This window comes from Lunatimonas salinarum (genome assembly GCF_017811155.1).
Taxonomy (GTDB): domain Bacteria; phylum Bacteroidota; class Bacteroidia; order Cytophagales; family Cyclobacteriaceae; genus Lunatimonas; species Lunatimonas salinarum.
Genome location: NZ_JACVCV010000002.1, coordinates 233,310 through 251,507, shown reverse-complemented (window position 1 = coordinate 251,507; position 18,198 = coordinate 233,310). Strand labels below are relative to the sequence as shown.

The window sequence follows — 18,198 nt, the reverse complement described above, 5'->3', positions numbered from 1 at the left end:
GAGGGAGCTTTTTTTTACCAAACAATTTCTGTTTTTCCGGACTGCTTCAAGTAGGCATTTGCCTGACTGAAATGGCGGCACCCCAGAAATCCCCGGTGTGCCGATAGCGGGCTAGGATGGGGAGCCATCAACTTGAGGTGCTTATCCGACGGAATAAATGCGCCCTTTTTTTGCGCATAGCTACCCCAAAGCATGAAAATAAGCCCAGTCTTTTTGGATGCAAGTTGGTGAATTACCGCATCTGTGAAGGTTTCCCATCCTTTGCCTTGGTGGCTTCCGGCCCTGCTTGCCTCCACCGTCAGGGTTGCATTTAGTAGCAGTACCCCTTGTTTGGCCCAGCGTTCGAGGTTTCCGTTTGCCGGTATGGGAAGATCCAGATCAGCTTTTAGTTCTTTAAAGATATTAAGCAGTGAAGGAGGAAACGGAATTCCCTCTTGAACTGAGAATGAAAGCCCATGCGCTTGATCGGGCCCGTGGTAGGGATCTTGGCCGAGGATCACCACCTTTACCTGATCGAAGGGGCATTTCCAAAAAGCGTTAAAGATCTCACTACCCTTAGGGTATATGCTTTTCGTTTGGTATTCCTCCCTTACAAAGTCCGTAAGCTCTTTGAAGTAAGGCTTAAAAAACTCCTCTGAAAGTACTTCCTTCCAGCTATTTTCTATTTTAACATTCATTTGGGAAAATCTGATTGGTATTTTAAAATTAAACGGCTAATTTCGGATAAGTTTTTTTAGATGCAAAAAAGATGGTAACTGCGATCACAGAAGGTATTAAGGTGTCCGTTCAAGTAACCTATCAGGCTGACTATTCCAGTCCGCACCAGCACCATTTTGTCTTTGTTTACAAGATTTTGATTGAAAACAACAGCAGCAATACAGTGCAATTGCTAAGCAGACGCTGGGAAATCTTTGATGCAGGCGAATCCAAAAAGGTAGTGGAGGGAGACGGCGTGGTAGGACAACAGCCGGTGATCGAAAGCGGTAAATCCCATCAGTATGTTTCGGGTTGTAATTTGCGCTCTGGATTCGGAAAGATGAAGGGAAGCTACTATATGGAGCGTATACAAGACGGCAAAATCATTGAAGTGGTAATTCCCGAATTCCAACTCATTGCAGATATCTTCGATAATTGACCGAATCCGAACGATCGGATTTATAGGTATTGGCTTTTTCAGGTATTTTATCTACCGCGTGGATCACCATAGTTTGCATGGCCCGGAAGCTTACCGGATCTACCGGTTTTTACGTCAGTATCAGAAACAAAATAAAAAAGGTATACCAGCGATAGAGGGAGTTCGAAATGAGTATCTTGCGAGTAGATGCTATCTTCAGATCGAGGATTTCGGTGCCGGATCCAAGCATTTTTTGACCAATACTCGGCAGCTGCGACAGATCGCCCGGGTATCGTCAAGTAACCTGTCCCATAATCTGTTGTATCAGGGTTTATGCTCTCTTACCCCTAGGCAAACGGTTATTGAGTTAGGTACCTGCTTAGGGATCACGACGGCATACCTCGCCGAGGTTACCTTGGGCCATCTATTCAGCTTTGAAGCCTCCAATGCCCTAGTCGCCGTCGCCCGCAGGAGCGTGGGTCCTTATCCAAATGTTACCCTAGTACCAGGCAATGCTGATGTAACGTTTCCGAAGGCGTTAAGATCGTTGTCATTTGTTGACTTTTGTTTGCTCGATGCTAACCACACGTACGAGGCCACTCTTCGGTATGCTAGGGCTGTGTGGCCATTATTGCACGAGGAGTCTATTTTGGTTATTGGAGATATCCATTGGTCTCCGGAAATGAACAGGGCATGGAGGAAGATCAAATGTTTTTCGGGCGTCACGTTGACAATGGATTTTTTTGAATGTGGGGTGCTTTTTTTCAAAAAGGGCTTAAACCGGGAAGACTTGGTTCTCTATTATCCAAGGTAGCATCCAAGAGCGCTATCGATCCCTTGGATCCAATTGCTGAAAAAGCGTTGAGCGTGGTGAAATATTGCGTTGTATTTTCTAATTTTGGATTATTAAATGTAGATCGTAAAGATGTGTGTAAGGGACTGGTTTATTCCATATTCGCCGTTGCTTTTCTGCAAGGGGAATCCGGTCTAATCGACGTACACCAATTAGATAGAGCGCATGGGGGTTTATTTACCGATTGAGTGGAGAGGCGCAGGCGTGCTGAAGACGATGCTTTTGGGCTTATTTGGTGTATTTGCCGCATTTTCTGGGTTTGGACAATCCATACCTGCGGGGTATCCGTTACTTGATGACTATTTAAGAAGGCTACAGCTAAATGGAGAGATCGATTCGGTGACTTCCCTAATGATCAGGCCTCTCAGTCCCCGAAATATCGCAGGCATAAGCCATAGCTATGAGCTAATCGATTTTGGGAAAAGTGGTTCCACTACAGAAACCTCCAAAAGGCGCAGGTTTCTGGGAGATGAAGGGAGGGTGGAATTATTGCCCTTTATGAATTATTCCGAGTGGAACTCCAAGTTTCCCTATCCTCAGACCGGTCCTATGATTCCCAATCGGGGTTTTCAGACGTTTTCCAGTGTTGGTGTTTACGGAGAATTGGGGCCATTGAGCATACAGCTACAGCCGGAAGTAATTTGGGCCCAAAATAAGGGCTACGATCCGGGATTTGCAAAGAGTAGGCATACAGAGTTTTTGGAGCGATTTGGGGATACGCCCTATGGGCGAATATCGCCGGGGCAAAGTAACGTAATGCTGAACATCGGTGCCTTTTCTGCCGGGTTATCTACCGAGAATTTATGGTGGGGGCCAGGTCAGTTCAATGCGCTCACTTTTTCGAACAATGCCTTCGGGTTTGAGCATTTCACGCTTAGAACGAGAAGGCCAGCTAAAACCTTTTTGGGATCCTTTGAGGGGCAGATCATAGCAGGATACTTAAAGGGTGCGGAATTTGAGAACCTGATTTCCAGTTTTGCACGATACCGTAGAGAAAAGCGGTACCTGAATGCCATGATCCTTACTTACCAACCGAAATGGGTCTCTGGGCTGTCGGTTGGCTTGGCCAGGACCTTTCAGCACTATGAATCGTATCGGGGCACCGGATTAGGTGAGTATTTCCCTATCTTTACTCCCTTTCAAAAGACCGTTGCCGGACTGGATATTGACTCAGATGGCAGGGATCAACAGGCTACGGTATTTGTCCGTTGGGTAGTTCCCGAGGCCAAAACCGAAGTGTACTTTGAATTCGGACGAAGAGATCATGAAGCTACTTGGAGGGGCATGTGGTTGAATCCGGAACATGCTAGGGCATATATTATCGGATTTTCCAAACTGTTTGACTTGGTGGAAGATTCCCAAATTCAGGTAAGGTTTGAGATGTTTCAGCAGCAGGAGTCCATCAATATTTTGGCCAGGTACGATGGTTTTGTTGGAGGTGCCAATTGGGGGGGGCATATTCGGGCGGCCAATGGATTTACCCACAGAGGACAAATGTTGGCCACAGGGCTGGGCCCTTCCAGTAATATGCAAACCTTGGAGGCAGCTTGGGTAAAGCGGATCAACCGCTTAGGTATTCGCTTGGATCGGCTTAATCGGCATCAGGATATATTTGTTCAGCGATTCAACGATTATACCGACGAACAGCGGTGGGTTGATTTAGCGCTATCGCCTTTTGGTGAATGGAGGTTCAATGACTTTCTGGTTGGTGTTAAATTGAATTTTGTCCATTCTTTCAATTACCAATGGGGTGTTGAACAAACGGAGGGTATGATTGATCCGCTTGGGAAGGATGTTTTTAACTTTCAGGGAAACGTGTCATTTATTTATCCTTTTTAAGCCAAGCAATTCCAAAAAACAGCCTGTAAAATGCATACCAAACATCATAAGCCAAAACCGGAGCAAGCGCTTGCACAGCCGAAATCAAACATCTTTCGGGTGACTGTATTGACTGCTTTTTTGGCAGTGATATCTCTCTTTCCTGTTTATGCGCAATCACTGCCTTTAGCTACTCCAATAGTGGAGGAATACCTGCGCAGGCAGCAGATTCAGGGAAATTTCCCAATGGATAGGTCGTTTATGCTGAGGCCTATGCTACTAAACTCATTACCCGTAGCGGAGACCACTAACCTGGAGGAACAAATAGCGGCCATGTTCACTTTCAATGAGTTAGAGAATGTGTTTTCGGTAACCAAACTGCCTGTTCAGGCGCACTACCAGCTAAACTCTAATTACCCATTTGGCCAGAACAATGGAGCCATGATTCCCAATCGAGGAAGCCAGTTATTGGTAACTGGCGGGGTTATAGCCCGATACGGCAAGATTAGTCTGCAAATCCAACCGGAAGTTCATTTTGCGCAAAACAAGGAGTTCAGGGGCATGCCCAGTACGGTTAGTACCAATTGGAGGGACTATTACGAGTTTTTGAACCGTATAGATCGCCCAGAGCGATTTGGTGAAGAAAGCCATACCCACCTGTTACTTGGCAACAGTAGTCTCCGGTATACCTTTCAAAATGGGCTTTCACTTGGTGTTTCGAATGAATATTTATGGTGGGGGCCCGGTTATCGGAATTCCATCATGATGAGTAACAATGCGCCCGGCTTTTTGCATGTTACGGTCAATACGGCCAAACCAATTGCCACCAAGTGGGGTAGCTTTGAGGGCCAATTAATAGCTGGTAGCTTGCAAAACTCAGGATACCTTCCGCCCAATTCGACTATGGAGGTGGCTAGAACACCTCTTTACTATCCAAAAAGAGACGAAGATTCGAGGTATTTGGCTGGCATGGTCGTTTCTTTTCAGCCTAAAGTGATTCCAGGGTTATATTTGGGGTATAGCAGCACCTCTCAGGTTTACACCAACGAGCTGGATGGGTTAGGCGATTACCTTCCCATCTTTAATGGCAGAAAGCGTTTTGCAGGCATGGATGATCCAGTGATTGCGAAAAGGCAGCAGCAGAGTGCCGGGTTTTTTAGGTGGCTATCCACAAAGGGGTCTTTTGAGATTTATGGAGAGTATGGCACCAATGGCAACAGTAAAACGATGAGAGAGGTGGTGGTTAACCCGGATCTGTACAGAGCGTTTACCGTTGGTTTTAACAAGTTGATTCGATTGAAGAAAGCGGATGAGTTTATACAGTTGAACTTTGAGCAGACCCAAACAGGTCAGACCGTGCGTAAGGCAATTCGTGAAAGCAAAACATGGTATACGCACGATCATGTCCGTCACGGATATACGCATAGAGGGCAGACTTTGGGTTACGGACACGGATCCGGCAGTAACTCACTTTTTTTGGAGGTAAGTTGGGTGCGGGAAATGGATAAAATAGGGCTGCAGTTTGAGCGTATTGTAAATAATAACGACGCCTTTTACTTGCATTTTGAGCACATTAACGGTTGGGACCGCTATTGGGTGGATTTGGTGCCCTCTTTTGTATTGGACCGAAAAGTGGGCAACCTGCTGATTTCGTCCAGGTTTCAGTATGTAAATACACTCAATTATTATTGGGTGCTTGAGAGAGATCCGGATGCTACTCTATACAGGCTGCAAAAAGGTGATGACCGCAAGAATATCGTTGCTCATGTGAGGATAGCTTATTTGTTTTGATCACAAATGCTTCAAGGGGCCTGATCGCCACTTAATCTTTTAACTAGTCAAGGCATTTGAATCAATTGTAACGCTTGTGGTTGCTTCGGCAGCGGCTTTTTGAGCTGAAACGAGTTAATAAACAGATGCCTACGATTTGCCGATGAGCAAACAGTCAACGGCTTTGCGTCGGGTTTTATTGAACGGTGTTGGTATATTCAGGAGGTTTGGTTAATTTGGTTTGATAATTGCAGAGGTATCCGGTTCAATGTGAATCTTTAAACAAGCTGTTACGTTTGAACGATCGCCAGGCTTGTACATTTGTAATAAAAAAATTACCCTATTGACGATGGAAGAATCCGGAAAGAAATCCTCAAATCAAGAGAAAGGAAAGAATGTTTTAATCATTGTTTTGGTCATCCTGGTGGTATTGAGTGGTATTCGGCTTTTTGCAGACCACAAGGAAAAGCGTCAAAAGACCGAGGAGATACTTTTGCTTTCAGAAGAAAATACCGACCTTAATTTGCGTCTTGATTCCATTACCTATCAGCTTGATTTGCGAATACAGGAAATTGAGCGGCTTGGCGGTAATATTGATTCGTTGCTCTTAATCAAAGATCAGTTGCTGCAGGCTAGGGGTGAGGAGCGGGAAAGAACACTGGAGGAAATTGCGCTCCTGAATAGGGAAATAGACCGATATAGGAGGGTCATTGTAGCCAAAGACAACGATATTGCTGAGCTTAAGCGATTAAATGAGCAACTCTTTTCCGAGAATAGTGACCTCAAATCCACCAATGCCGAGATAGAAGACGAAGTAGTCAAACTGAACATCAAAACCCAAGAGTTGGAGGAGAAGGTCACCTTGGCTGGAAGGCTTCGCGCCGAGAATATAGTCATAGCAGCTGTCAATTCACGGGGACGGGAACGGGAAGGCGAATTCAGAAACCGGCAGCTGGAAAAGTTGAAAATCACTTTTACACTGGCAGATAATGAACTGGCACCCTTGGGCACGAAAGATATCTACCTTCAGATTCTCTCTCCCAATAGCCAAGTCATTTTTGATGTGGCCAAAGGCTCCGGGACGTTTACCATCGATGGGAGAGAGGAGTTTTACACGGTGCGCCAGGATATATTGTTTGACAATACGCAGCAGCGGCTGACTTATTTTTACGAAAAGGGTTCAGACTATGCAAAAGGAAGGCATCAGATCCGATTGTTTGCAGACGGGGTTGAAATTGGCTTTCAAAGCTTTGAAGTCAAATAATACGTGACGAATATTGGTATTTCTGTTAGATTCAGTTAATTTTGCCGACTGATTTAAATATCACACATTTAACAAAAGAAAAATGTTCCAAAAAAATTACGAGACGGTATTCATACTTACTCCCGTTTTGTCTGATGTTCAGATGAAGGATACCGTAGACAAGTTTGTAAACTTGTTAAAAGATGAGGGGGCAGATATTATCAATGTGGAGAATTGGGGGCTGAAAAAAATGGCCTATCCAATCCAGAAAAAGAGTACCGGATTCTATGTGTTGGTAGAGTTCAAGGCAGATCCTTCGCTGATCAAGAAATTGGAGATCGAGTACCGTAGGGATGAGAAAATCTTGCGTTTCCTCACTACGGTATTGGATAAGCATTCTATTGCTTATGCGGAAAGAAGAAGAAAAGGAGAGTTCAATAAAAAAACTGAAGCTAGGGAGGAAGCTGCCAAATGACACTTAGAAACGAACCCATAAACAGAGAGCAGGTAAAGAAAAAATACTGCAGATTTAAGAAGCTTGGCATCAAGTACATTGATTACAAAGATCCCAACTTCTTGTTGAAATTTGTAAATGAGCAAGGAAAGATTCTTCCTAGACGATTGACAGGAAATTCTGCCAAATATCAGCGAAAGGTAGCCAATGCGATTAAAAAGGCCAGATTATTGGCGCTTTTGCCTTACGTTACCGACGGGCTGAAGTAATATCCGAAGTTCCATTTCTATCAAATTTGAAAAAAGATGAACGTAATATTAAAAACAGATATAAAAGGGCTTGGGTATAAAAATGACTTGGTGGATGTGAAGCCAGGTTATGGACGAAATTACCTGATTCCTCAGGGGTTCGCCGTATTGGCCACGCCTTCAAATAAGCGTATTCTCGAAGAGAATATCAAGCAAGCCGCCCACAAAGCGGAGAAAATCAAAACCGAAGCCGAAAACCTCGCTGCTAAAATCGAGCAGACGGTACTTGAAATCAAGGCTAAAATTGGAGAATCCGGTAAGATTTTTGGTAAAGTAACTACACTGCAAATTTCAGATGCGTTGGCGGAAAAAGGCATTGATGTAGATAGGAAGAAAATAGCTATCAGTCAAACTGTTGCCACAGCCGGTGAATTTGAAGCAGAAATTGACTTGCACCGAGAAGTAAAAACGTCGGTTAAATTTAACGTAGTAGCCGAGTAACTTGGCAACTTGGAAACAACAGAAAAGGGACATTGCGAAATGTCCCTTTTTTGCTTTACAGTGCCTCTAGGCTTTCAATCAATTTTTTCGTTACGGATCGTGGTTTTTTTTCTTTCACCTCTTTAAGTATGTAAAGTGCCTCTTGACATTTTTCCGTCAAGCCACTCGGTACCCCGTCATATCGATAACTTCCCAAACACCACTCAAGGTCTTTCATCAAACCTTCGTCCAACTTCAACTCCTTGATTTTATCCAATGCCGCTTCCGCCGTTTTTTCCAATGTTCCTGTTTTCATGGCCTTTTGTAGTTAGTGGTTGATAAACTATGCTTACGCAAGTATCATTAGTATTTATGGATTATGCAAATTTTTGGGTATAATTTTGATTTATTTTCAGTATATGATTAAAAAATCAATAGTAACCATATTTTATAACTTATATTTTTGATAGAATAATAATCGGTTAATCTCTCGGAGACCGAGCGGTTTCTTTCCATTCCTTTTCCATTCAAAATAATTTTTTTGGCCGAAGAATACCTGCGTAGCCACACAGGCATTGACTAGCTTTTTTTATCTTTGCCTAGATGGAATTTAGAACAACATTTTCTGGCCCGAATATATCGGCTAAACTTACCTACGAAAGTGAGGTGTTGTCTTTGGGATCCTGTTTTGCTAATATGCTGGGGGAAAGGTTGTCGAAAGGGAAATTCAAGGTGTTGGCGAATCCCTTTGGTATCATTTACAATCCGCTATCCCTCCTGAAACTCTTATCGGGATGTTTGCTAGGGCAGCCGTTGGATCTGAAAGGTGTACTGAACCATGAGTCCCGATTTTTCCACTATCAGCTTCATTCTTCCTTTTCAGCCGACTCCTCTGAGGTATTACAGCAGCAATTTTTGGAGCAAAGTAAGCAGGTAGCGGAACAGCTGATACGATGTAGCCACATTTTCTTTACCTGGGGGACTTCTCATGTATATGCGTTGAAAGACACCGGTTCGGTGGTAGCCAACTGCCACAAACAGCCGGCAGCGCTTTTTGCCAGGCATTTGTTGGGCTTGGATGAGATGGAAGCAGCTTTTCGGGAATTTCAAGGACTGCTGTTGCAGATTAACCCCAACGTACGTATGGTAGTCACCGTAAGTCCGGTTCGCCATATCAAGGATGGGATTCCGGAAAACCAATTGAGTAAAAGCATACTACGTGTGTTTTCCCACCAACTGCAGACCTCCTATCGTTTCGTAGATTATTTCCCTAGTTACGAATGGATGATGGACGATCTTAGAGACTACCGCTTTTATAAAAATGATATGATCCATCCATCGGAGGTAGCGGAGGAGTATATATGGAGCCAATTTTTGGATTCCTTTATGGATCCATCCGTTCGAAGCAGGTATGAAAAGGTTCGCAAGTTGCAGCGGGCTATGGCGCATAAACCGTTTTTTCCGGAAGGGGAAGCCCATCAGCGTTTTCTTGATAAATTGAGGGTTCAAATGGAAGAAATGCAGCCCCAGCTGGATTTTTCTAGTGAAATTGCAGTCATTCAAGCGATGAAACTGGGTTAAAGGCCGAGTTTTGTGGGGGCTAGGTAACTTGATAGGTTTCCATTTTTCGGAAAGCCTAATGGAAGAAGGTGAAAGGGTTGTAAATTTCTTTTATGATCTCTACTGAAATTAAATAGGTAAATTGAATTAGGAATTGATAGATCTGTTTGGAAATAGTGTTGAAGAAGCCGCGGAACTTTGGTATGCAGACGTCATTATCCCTGTGCCCGTTCCCAAGATGTTCACCTACCGGGTGCCTCGCAATTTGGTGGGTGTGTTAGGTATTGGTTTTAGGGTGATTGTACCTTTTGGCTCCAAAAAGATTCTGACGGGAATCGTTGGAAAGGTTCACCAAAAAGCGCCAGCGGCATACGAAGCCAAACAGCTATTGGATTTGTTAGACAATGAAGCGGTGGTAAACGCACTCCAGATCAAGTTTTGGGACTGGATGGCCACGTATTATTGCTGCAATCTAGGTGAAGTGATGAATGCCGCCCTACCTAGTGGCTTGAAAATAAGCAGTGAAAGCCGGATTCAACTTCATCCCGAGTTTGACATAGCATCTCCGGGAATAGCCCTTGACAAGCGTGAATTGGTGATTTTGGAGGCCTTATCCGATAAGAATGAGCTGGATATGGAGGCTTGCAGCACACTACTTGGCGTGAAATCCATTCATCCGATTATAAAAAGTTTAGTAGCCAAGGAAGCGGTCTTATTATTCGAGCATATAAAGGATAAATTTGTCCCCAAAAAGGAGGGCCGCATCAGGTTGCACGAAAGGTATGTTACTGATAAGGGAGCTCTGGAAAGGCTATTCTCAGAGCTGCAGGGACAGCCCAAGCAGGAACAAGTGCTATTGAAGTATCTTCAGCACATACCGGTCTATCAGCGCCCAGACCTCAATCAGCAGGGAATGCTAAAGCGAGAGTTTAAGGAGGCGGGGCTGTCAGCCAGTTCACTTGGGACGTTGACAAAGAACGGCATCTTTGAGGAGTTTCAGGTCATCGTTAGCCGATTCGAGGATGTTGCCGCTATTCGTGAGGAAGCTGAACTAACCTCAGGGCAAGAGCAGGCGGAGCAAGCGATCAAGCGATGTTTTGAAGAAAAGCAAACAGTCCTTCTCCACGGTGTGACGGGGAGCGGGAAGACGGAGGTTTATTCACGGTTGATTGCGGAGGCTTTGCAAAGTGGGTCACAGGTTTTGATGTTACTTCCTGAGATAGCACTGACCACCCATATGGTGAGCAGATTATTGGCGGTATTCGGTTCCAAAATGGGCGTGTACCATTCCAAATATTCAGATAATGAGCGGGTCGAGGTTTGGCAGGGTGTATTGTCCGGGAAGTATGATTTCGTTGTTGGCGTTCGTTCGTCAATATTTCTGCCGTTCGCTAGCTTAGGCCTCATTATCGTGGATGAAGAACACGAGAGCTCCTATAAGCAATATGACCCAGCGCCCCGTTTCCAAGCAAGGGATTCGGCGATCATGTTGGCATGGCTTCATCAGGCAAAAGTATTGCTGGGTAGCGCGACCCCTTCTTTTGAATCTTATCAAAATGCGCAAAGTGGAAAATACGGCTTAGTACACTTGGACGAGCGTTATGGAAAGGCGGGCATGCCCCAGTACCTTCTTACAAACATCAATCAGGATAAAAAGAAAAACCTTTTGAAGCTGGATACGACCCGGCTTCTCCGGGAGAAAATCCAAGAGGCGCTAAACCGGCAGGAACAGGTACTGTTGTTCCAAAATAGACGGGGGTATTCTCCATTTCTTTCTTGTGACGAATGTGGGTGGACACCCACCTGTGAGCGTTGCGATGTCAGTCTTACGTATCATCAGTATTCGGAGGAGTTGAGGTGTCATTACTGTGGCTTTAGAGATCAGCTGCCTCAGGTTTGTGGTGCCTGTGGCAATCCAAAAATTTCCGCGGTAGGCTTGGGCACCGAGCGGATCGAAGAAAACATCGCGTTGCTTTTTCCCGAGGCTCGGGTAGCCCGGATGGACTTGGATACCACTAGGAGCAAGTATGGCTATCAGCGTATTTTGGAAGATTTTGCAGCTAGGAATATCGATATTCTGGTAGGCACACAGATGATTTCCAAAGGGCTGGATTTTGATGGGGTTACCGTCGTAGGTGTGCTGGATGCGGACCGAATGTTGTTTTTCCCCGATTTTCGAGCCGGGGAACGCGCCTTTCAGATGATTACACAGGTGGCTGGCAGGGCCGGTAGGAGGGAAAAGCAGGGCACAGTGATACTCCAAACACGCAAGCCTGACCACCCCCTATTTGATTTTGTGATTAGGGGAGATTACAGTGGGTTTTTTCGGTTGGAAATGGCTGAGCGCAAACGGTTTTTCTATCCACCATGGGTAAAGAATATCCGAATCATCGTAAAGCATAAGGATTTCAAAACATCCGAGAAGGCTGCGATACTACTGGCTGACCTCTTGCGGGAAATCCAAGCAAAGAAGATCATTTTGGGACCGGAAAAAGGGTTGATCGGAAAGATTAAGAACCAATATATCTTTGAGATACTCGTAAAAATCGAGCGATCCAGCCAGCTTCAGGCGGTGTTCAAGCAGGCGCTGATTGAAAAGGTAAACGAAGTGGGCTTTCAAAAATCATATAGGTCTGTCAGAATAGTGGTAGATGTAGATCCTGGCTGATGCTGTACGGCGAATTTCAAGTTTGGATAGGGGTTATCCTGTTTTTTACATAGAATCATTTTAGGTAGGGTGTTTTTTTGAGGAAGCAAAAGCAAATTGATTTGGATGCATGATTAAGGGGGTGTATGGGTTGTGACTTTCGACAAGTACGAGGCAAATCGATGGCTTGGATTTTGGAGCTTCAAAATTGTTGGCCTAATCTTGGTCTCTTGTATTTTATCTGCTTATTTTGACCGATTATTAAATTAGAAAGCCTACAAAAATGGATCTTATTGAATTTAGAGAATCACTGAAAAATCAAAGGATGCCAGAAGGATTGTCTGTCCACCTTAAGGCACTTTGGCTGGATGGTATAGGCGATTGGCAGGGGGCGCATGCACTCATCGATCAGCTACCGGATAGGGATTCCGCTTCCTTGCACGCGTATTTGCACCGAAAGGAGGGAGATCCATGGAATGCGGATTATTGGTATTCAAGGGCAGGGAAAAAGCGATTTCAGGATTCTTTAGAGCAGGAATGGGAGAAACTTGTGAAATATTTTTTGAATAGGTAGGGAAAAGGGCTGATTTGGCGGCTTTTTCTTTGCTGGATAAAATTGGCCTTTAATGGATCAAGACTTCTTTGGCTGTTTTTTTATAACTTTACCACCCAAAGCACGCAAAGATTATGAAAATAGCATTGATAGCCCACGACGGCAAAAAGGCGGATATGGTTCATTTTTTAAGTGGATTCAAGAATGAGCTGGAAGGCATAGAGTTGGTGGCAACGGGCACAACGGGTCAGCACATCGAAAAGGCAGGGTTCAAAGTGCTACGTTTGCTTTCGGGCCCCCTCGGTGGGGATGCACAGATTGGTGCCATGGTAGCCGAAAAGCAATTGGATATGGTTATCTTTTTTAGGGATCCGCTGGGTAAACACCCCCATGAGCCCGATGTGCAGATGCTGATGCGAATCTGCGATGTGCATAATGTCCCCCTTGCTACCAATCTGGCTGCGGCAGAATTGATGATTAAGAACCTAACCTAATTCGATATAATGGAAGAAAAGACGATAAAGAAGATCGGTGTACTTACCTCTGGAGGCGATGCCCCGGGGATGAATGCCGCCATCCGTGCGGTAATAAGGGCCGGGTTTTATTATAATTTGGAGGTTTACGGAATCTACCGGGGTTACGAAGGAATGATCAACGACGATATTCGGAAAATGGACAGCCGCTCCATCGCCCATGTGCTGGAGCGTGGCGGGACGTTTTTGAAATCCGCCCGCAGTCAGGAGTTCCGTACGCCGGAAGGAAGAAAGCGCGCTTACGACAACCTCAAAAAACATGGTATTGATGCCTTGGTGGTCATCGGAGGAGATGGTTCCCTCACCGGGGCCCATTTGTTCTACAAGGAATTTGGCATTCCTGCAGTAGGGCTGCCCGGTACCATTGACAATGACCTTTTTGGAACGGATTTAACGATTGGATTTGATACGGCTTGTAATACAGCCATTGAAGCGATTGACAAAATACGGGATACCGCTACTTCCCATGACCGGCTGTTTTTTATTGAAGTGATGGGTAGAGATGCGGGATTTATTGCGATCAATGCTGGCATTGGGAGTGCTGCGGCGGCCATTCTTATTCCAGAGAAGAAAATGCCGGTAGAGACACTGATTGAACGGTTAAAGAGCCGGGAAAAGGCAAAAAAGGAAAGTAACATCGTAATAGTGGCAGAAGGTGGAAAAAGTGGGGGTGCGGCCGAAATAGCTGAAAAGGTTAAAAAAATCCTGCCCACCTACGATATTAAGGTGACCATCTTGGGGCACTTACAGCGTGGGGGGGCACCTTCGGCATTTGACCGTACCCTGGCCAGCAAGTTGGGTGTTTCCGCAGTGGAAGGCTTGCTTCAAGGCAAGTACGACGTGATGGTAGGGGTGATCAATAACAAAGTGGTTTTTACCCCGATCAAACGGGCTATTGTGGATGATAAAAAGGTGGATGAAGAAGAATTGCGAATTGCATCCATTTTATCGACTTGATAAAAAATAGAAGGAGGCTGTTAGAGCCTCCTTTTTTGGTCTTATTAGTTTCTGTTGATTGCATTCAGCATATCAAAAGCCAACTCCAGGCGCTTAGAGAAATTTTCCTCGCCTTTTCGCAACCAAACCCGTGGGTCATAATATTTTTTGTTTGGACTATCCGATCCCTCGGGGTTACCTAGCTGTGACTGAAGATACCCTTCTTTTCCTTTGTAGTACAATAGAATGCCTTCCCAGAATGCCCATTGCAAATCGGTATCAATATTCATCTTAATAGAACCGTAGCTGTTGGCTTCACGGATTTCTTCCACCGAAGAACCTGAACCACCGTGAAATACGAAATTGACCGGCTTACCGCTGGTTCCGAATTTTTGATTGATGTAATCCTGCGAGTTTTTCAGGATGATGGGTTTCAACGATACGTTGCCCGGCTTATACACTCCGTGCACGTTGCCAAAGGCAGCCGCTACGGTAAAGAGGTCACTGACTTTCTTCAATTCTTCGTAGGCATAGGCCACTTCTTCGGGCTGGGTGTATAGTTTGGAGCTGTCCACATCGGTGTTGTCCACACCATCTTCCTCCCCACCCGTAACGCCCAACTCAATTTCGATGGCCATTTGAAGTTTGGCAAACTCCTTAAAGTAATTGACCGAAATCTCAATGTTTTCTTCAATGGGTTCCTCGGACAGATCCAGCATGTGCGAGCTAAATAGGGGTTTTTTGAATGCGTCATAGAACGCCTTACCTTCCGCAAGCATTCCGTCTATCCAGGGAAGGAGCTTTTTGGCCGCGTGGTCGGTGTGCAAAACAACCGGTACGCCATAGGCCTCAGCCATTTTATGCACGTGCATGGCACCGGAAATAGCACCAGCTATGGAACCCTGTTGTTTGTCATTGGGAAGACCCTTGCCGGCAAAGAACTGGGCACCACCATTCGAAAACTGAACCATTACAGGCGAATTTACCCGCTTTGCTGTTTCCAATACGGCATTTACGGTATTGGTGCTTATGCAGTTAACCGCAGGCATGGCAAACTCGCTTTCCTTAGCGTATGCCAACAGGTCTTTTAATTCCTCACCAAACTTTACTCCAGGTTTGAATTTCATAGTCGATTTATTAAGGTATTTGATATAAAGAGACCGATTTTAAAAATAAAAATCGGTAAATATGCCTCAAAGATAGTAAATACGGCGTTCAATCGCTGGGCTACGGGGGATTTATTGTTGATTTTTTCAGGGGAATTCTTTTTATATTTGACTTATGGAAAGAATCACTATAACGGGTGTTCCCGAGCACTTTAATTTGCCTTGGAGAAGGTTGATTGAAGCACAATCGTTTAAGGATCAGGAGCTACTATTGGAATGGGTAGATGAGCCCCGTGGGTCCGGTGCGATGAATCAAGCGATACGGGATGGATCTGCGGATATTGCGCTAGTGCTTACGGAAAGCTTTGTTAAGGATAGTATAGATGGAAATCCCGGAAAGATAATTGGATACCACGTGGTTTCTCCCCTGGTTTGGGGCGTGCATATCGCTGCCAAGGCACCCGAACGTCCGCTATCAGAGGTTAGAAATGTTCCCTTTTTGGTCAGTCGGATGGGCTCCGGGTCTCATTTGATGGCCTATCTATTGGCAAAGCGCGAGGGCTGGACGATGGCAGATCTCGAGTTTCAGGTGGTTGGAAACCTCGATGGGGCCAGGAGGGAATTTAAATCTTCGCTTCCCAAATTGTTTTTATGGGAAAAGTACACCACCCAACCACTTGTTGCTAAAGGAGAATGCAGAAGGATCGGTGAAATCCCGACCCCTTGGCCTTGTTTTGCCATCGTAGCATCCGAGCAAGCGCTTGAGAAGCATCCCGATTTTCTCCGTCAGATATGTACGACGCTCTATGATGAAAACCGTCGGGTTATGGAGGAGGGGGATACCTCAGTTTTGGCAATAAGCCAACGGTATGCAATCAGTCCTGAGGATGTGAAGGAATGGTTTGCACAAACGAAATGGGCTGTGGGCCCACAGGTAGACGCATCATCGTTGGTAGAGACCATGCATACACTCTTGGAATTGGGCCTTGTCAACCAAACGGTTCCCATAGAGCGGCTCGTGGATGAGCGGTTTGTTATACTGACTTAGCTAAGTAGAAAGGAACCAGCGGTTTGGAAGTCCACGGAAGATTAGTGTGTCGTCCGCAAACGGAGCAACTCACTATATGTTGTTGGGGAATTTTAATCATTATGCCAGTTTCGGGTTTTCTGTTTTGGTTGTGCGGTTTTGTAGCATTTTGGAGGTTTTATCCGTCTTGTGTAAATAAACTTAGCAGTTATCCGATCTACCAATGAATCTACGAAACCTTATTTTACCGGTACTTTTTGTCTTATGTTTACATGGATGCCATGTCATTGACGATCCCATTCCAGCAGGTTTTTCGTTGGAGGTGCCTCGATTGAGATCCGAAGTGGTAGATGCGCACGCTGTGAAACTAACCTGGCATGCCAACCTACTTTGTCCTGGATTCAACTGTCCTGCGTGGGTGGATGCAACGTTTTACGATGTTTTTTATCGTAAGCTGGGAGAGGAGGTTTTCGAACTGGTTGCTACCCTTGAGCCTGATCAAAAAACTTGGGTGGTCTCTGGTTTGGAAGATGGGAAGGTTTATGAGTTTTTGGTTAGGGCACGAAGGGCCGGTCAGGAGACCTTTACAAACTCCGTGGAATCCGCTCCGTTTTCCGTAGGTCAGTCTAGTACGGTATTTGTTTTGCCGGATGCCTCTTACGTTTTTTCGCCGGCGGCTTCACCTTTGGGCGATGTGCTGGCTTATGTGGCGGATTACCCGATAAGTCAGGGGGCCAATCGGCCGGGGCAAAATCTCTATTTGTACGATTTCCAATCAGGCAATCACGAGCTGATTGCTTTAAATAGCTTTGAGCCTTCTTGGGCTGCATCTGGAGATAAATTGATATATACTACCTCTCGGGATCTTTCACCGGTAGGATCTCCTCATTATCTTCCAAAACATATTGAGGTTTATAATAGCGTTTCGGGAGAGAGGTACAAGGTTTTGGAGGGAGACTATCGAACTGCCGATCCGGTTTTTGGCGACTCCGATAATACCGTTTACTTCTCTTCTGATTCTCTGGAGCAGTGGGAAAATGGGATTTGGAAATTGGATGTAGTTCGGGGGGAAAAGCAACTAATACTTCCCCGGATCGAAGGGGATTTTGTTGGACATGTGTCGTATAGTGAATTGACCTTTTGCCCGTTCAGGGGAAGGTTAGCGTATAATCGACCGGTTATCAATGAGCGAGCCAGGAGACTGGTGTACGATGTGACGGGTTTTGAGACCAGGGATGGTTACCAAGAAGCTACCTGGGTGGAATCCGATGGACAAGACCTGCTTCCTGTGTTTAACCCTTTTAAGGAGGGATGGCTGGCGTTTATTTCTGACCGGTCCGGTAGTAATGAAGTTTGGGTAAAGCAGATCGATACCGGCCACAGGGCTCAGCTAACGAGTTTCGGTCAGGATTTTTATATAGGATTTGCCGGTGGCAAACTAAGCTGGGGCGATGGTGGGGAGGCCATTTTTGTGGTGGGGGTCAATCGAGATGGAGACTATGAGGTGAAGCGGGTCGAAGTAGGTAGTTTGTAATGATACCGAGTGTTTCGGTAAATCTGTTACACAGCAGCGAATTGTCGGCACCATCATCTATCGTTAAATTGATGCATTTTAATGATTCTGCCGATGCTTCAATGGTAGGTGGTTTTTAATTCACTGATTTGGAGCTTGCCAACTACATCCGCCTTTCCTTTTCGATTATCACGTCTGATATGCAGAAAGTTTATTTTACGATGTTTTAATATTTTGCAATATTGTTTAATGATTTTACAATTGTAAACGTTATCGATAACGTTTTCGATGTAAATGGTAAAATTTACTTAAAAGGATGGTTTTTTGTCATGTGAATTAAAAT

At 45.1% G+C, this 18,198-nt stretch carries 18 protein-coding genes; 15 read left to right on the top strand and 3 right to left on the bottom strand.

What is annotated here, in order from left to right:
• Positions 1 to 14 precede the first annotated feature (14 nt).
• Positions 15 to 677 carry a uracil-DNA glycosylase gene (gene ung, locus IAQ59_RS03010; RefSeq protein WP_209329292.1) on the bottom strand — a complete coding sequence of 221 codons (663 nt, stop codon included), beginning with the start codon at positions 675 to 677 and terminating at the stop codon, positions 15 to 17.
• A gap of 71 nt (positions 678 to 748) precedes the next feature.
• Here ung and apaG point away from each other — a divergent pair, with 71 nt between their 5' ends.
• The 8 genes from apaG (at position 749) to rplI (ending at position 8,001) form a co-directional block, all read left to right on the top strand.
• The gene (gene apaG / locus IAQ59_RS03005) at positions 749 to 1,135 is read left to right on the top strand and encodes a Co2+/Mg2+ efflux protein ApaG (RefSeq protein WP_209329291.1); all 387 of its coding nucleotides are present in this window, start codon (positions 749 to 751) and stop codon (positions 1,133 to 1,135) included.
• Entirely contained in the window at positions 1,113 to 1,928 is an 816-nt protein-coding gene (locus IAQ59_RS03000; RefSeq protein ID WP_209329290.1) for an O-methyltransferase, read from the top strand. The genes apaG and IAQ59_RS03000 overlap by 23 nt, the downstream gene beginning before the upstream one ends.
• 204 nt (positions 1,929 to 2,132) lie before the next feature.
• A complete protein-coding gene (locus tag IAQ59_RS02995) occupies positions 2,133 to 3,806 on the top strand; it encodes a capsule assembly Wzi family protein (RefSeq protein ID WP_209329289.1) in 1,674 nt (557 codons plus the stop codon).
• 30 nt (positions 3,807 to 3,836) lie between these two features.
• Entirely contained in the window at positions 3,837 to 5,576 is a 1,740-nt protein-coding gene (locus IAQ59_RS02990) for a capsule assembly Wzi family protein (RefSeq protein WP_245189397.1), read from the top strand.
• A gap of 328 nt (positions 5,577 to 5,904) precedes the next feature.
• Positions 5,905 to 6,819 (top strand): hypothetical protein, encoded by a 915-nt coding sequence (locus tag IAQ59_RS02985; protein ID WP_209329288.1) that lies wholly within the window; start codon positions 5,905 to 5,907, stop codon positions 6,817 to 6,819.
• A gap of 82 nt (positions 6,820 to 6,901) precedes the next feature.
• Complete coding sequence (gene rpsF / locus IAQ59_RS02980) at positions 6,902 to 7,273, top strand: 30S ribosomal protein S6 (RefSeq protein WP_209329287.1); 372 nt, start codon at positions 6,902 to 6,904, stop codon at positions 7,271 to 7,273.
• The gene (rpsR, locus tag IAQ59_RS02975) at positions 7,270 to 7,521 is read left to right on the top strand and encodes a 30S ribosomal protein S18 (protein WP_010853333.1); all 252 of its coding nucleotides are present in this window, start codon (positions 7,270 to 7,272) and stop codon (positions 7,519 to 7,521) included. Before rpsF ends, rpsR begins: the two co-directional genes overlap by 4 nt.
• A gap of 36 nt (positions 7,522 to 7,557) precedes the next feature.
• Positions 7,558 to 8,001, top strand: a complete 444-nt coding sequence (rplI, locus tag IAQ59_RS02970; protein ID WP_209329286.1) for a 50S ribosomal protein L9 — start codon at positions 7,558 to 7,560, stop codon at positions 7,999 to 8,001.
• 55 nt (positions 8,002 to 8,056) lie between these two features.
• Here rplI and IAQ59_RS02965 read toward each other — a convergent pair whose 3' ends face one another.
• Positions 8,057 to 8,296, bottom strand: coding sequence for a hypothetical protein (locus tag IAQ59_RS02965; protein ID WP_209329285.1), 240 nt, complete (start codon positions 8,294 to 8,296; stop codon positions 8,057 to 8,059).
• A gap of 287 nt (positions 8,297 to 8,583) precedes the next feature.
• On the opposite strand from IAQ59_RS02965, the gene IAQ59_RS02960 reads away from it, so the two are divergent.
• From IAQ59_RS02960 to pfkA, 5 genes are all read left to right on the top strand, one after another.
• Positions 8,584 to 9,561, top strand: a complete 978-nt coding sequence (locus IAQ59_RS02960; RefSeq protein ID WP_209329284.1) for a GSCFA domain-containing protein — start codon at positions 8,584 to 8,586, stop codon at positions 9,559 to 9,561.
• Between the two features lie 133 nt (positions 9,562 to 9,694).
• Positions 9,695 to 12,208, top strand: a complete 2,514-nt coding sequence (gene priA / locus IAQ59_RS02955; protein WP_209329283.1) for a replication restart helicase PriA — start codon at positions 9,695 to 9,697, stop codon at positions 12,206 to 12,208.
• A gap of 262 nt (positions 12,209 to 12,470) precedes the next feature.
• Positions 12,471 to 12,761, top strand: a complete 291-nt coding sequence (locus IAQ59_RS02950; RefSeq protein WP_209329282.1) for a hypothetical protein — start codon at positions 12,471 to 12,473, stop codon at positions 12,759 to 12,761.
• Positions 12,762 to 12,874: 113 nt separating this feature from the next.
• Positions 12,875 to 13,234, top strand: a complete 360-nt coding sequence (locus IAQ59_RS02945; protein WP_209329281.1) for a methylglyoxal synthase — start codon at positions 12,875 to 12,877, stop codon at positions 13,232 to 13,234.
• 9 nt (positions 13,235 to 13,243) lie between these two features.
• The gene (gene pfkA / locus IAQ59_RS02940) at positions 13,244 to 14,230 is read left to right on the top strand and encodes a 6-phosphofructokinase (protein ID WP_209329280.1); all 987 of its coding nucleotides are present in this window, start codon (positions 13,244 to 13,246) and stop codon (positions 14,228 to 14,230) included.
• A 44-nt stretch (positions 14,231 to 14,274) separates the two neighbouring features.
• Here pfkA and fbaA read toward each other — a convergent pair whose 3' ends face one another.
• Entirely contained in the window at positions 14,275 to 15,336 is a 1,062-nt protein-coding gene (fbaA, locus tag IAQ59_RS02935; RefSeq protein WP_209329279.1) for a class II fructose-bisphosphate aldolase, read from the bottom strand.
• Positions 15,337 to 15,490: 154 nt separating this feature from the next.
• On the opposite strand from fbaA, the gene IAQ59_RS02930 reads away from it, so the two are divergent.
• Positions 15,491 to 16,363: a type 2 periplasmic-binding domain-containing protein gene (locus tag IAQ59_RS02930; protein WP_209329278.1), complete on the top strand. Its 873-nt coding sequence runs from the start codon at positions 15,491 to 15,493 to the stop codon at positions 16,361 to 16,363.
• A gap of 202 nt (positions 16,364 to 16,565) precedes the next feature.
• Positions 16,566 to 17,876 (top strand): PD40 domain-containing protein, encoded by a 1,311-nt coding sequence (locus tag IAQ59_RS02925; RefSeq protein WP_209329277.1) that lies wholly within the window; start codon positions 16,566 to 16,568, stop codon positions 17,874 to 17,876.
• The last annotated feature ends 322 nt before the right edge of the window (positions 17,877 to 18,198 follow it).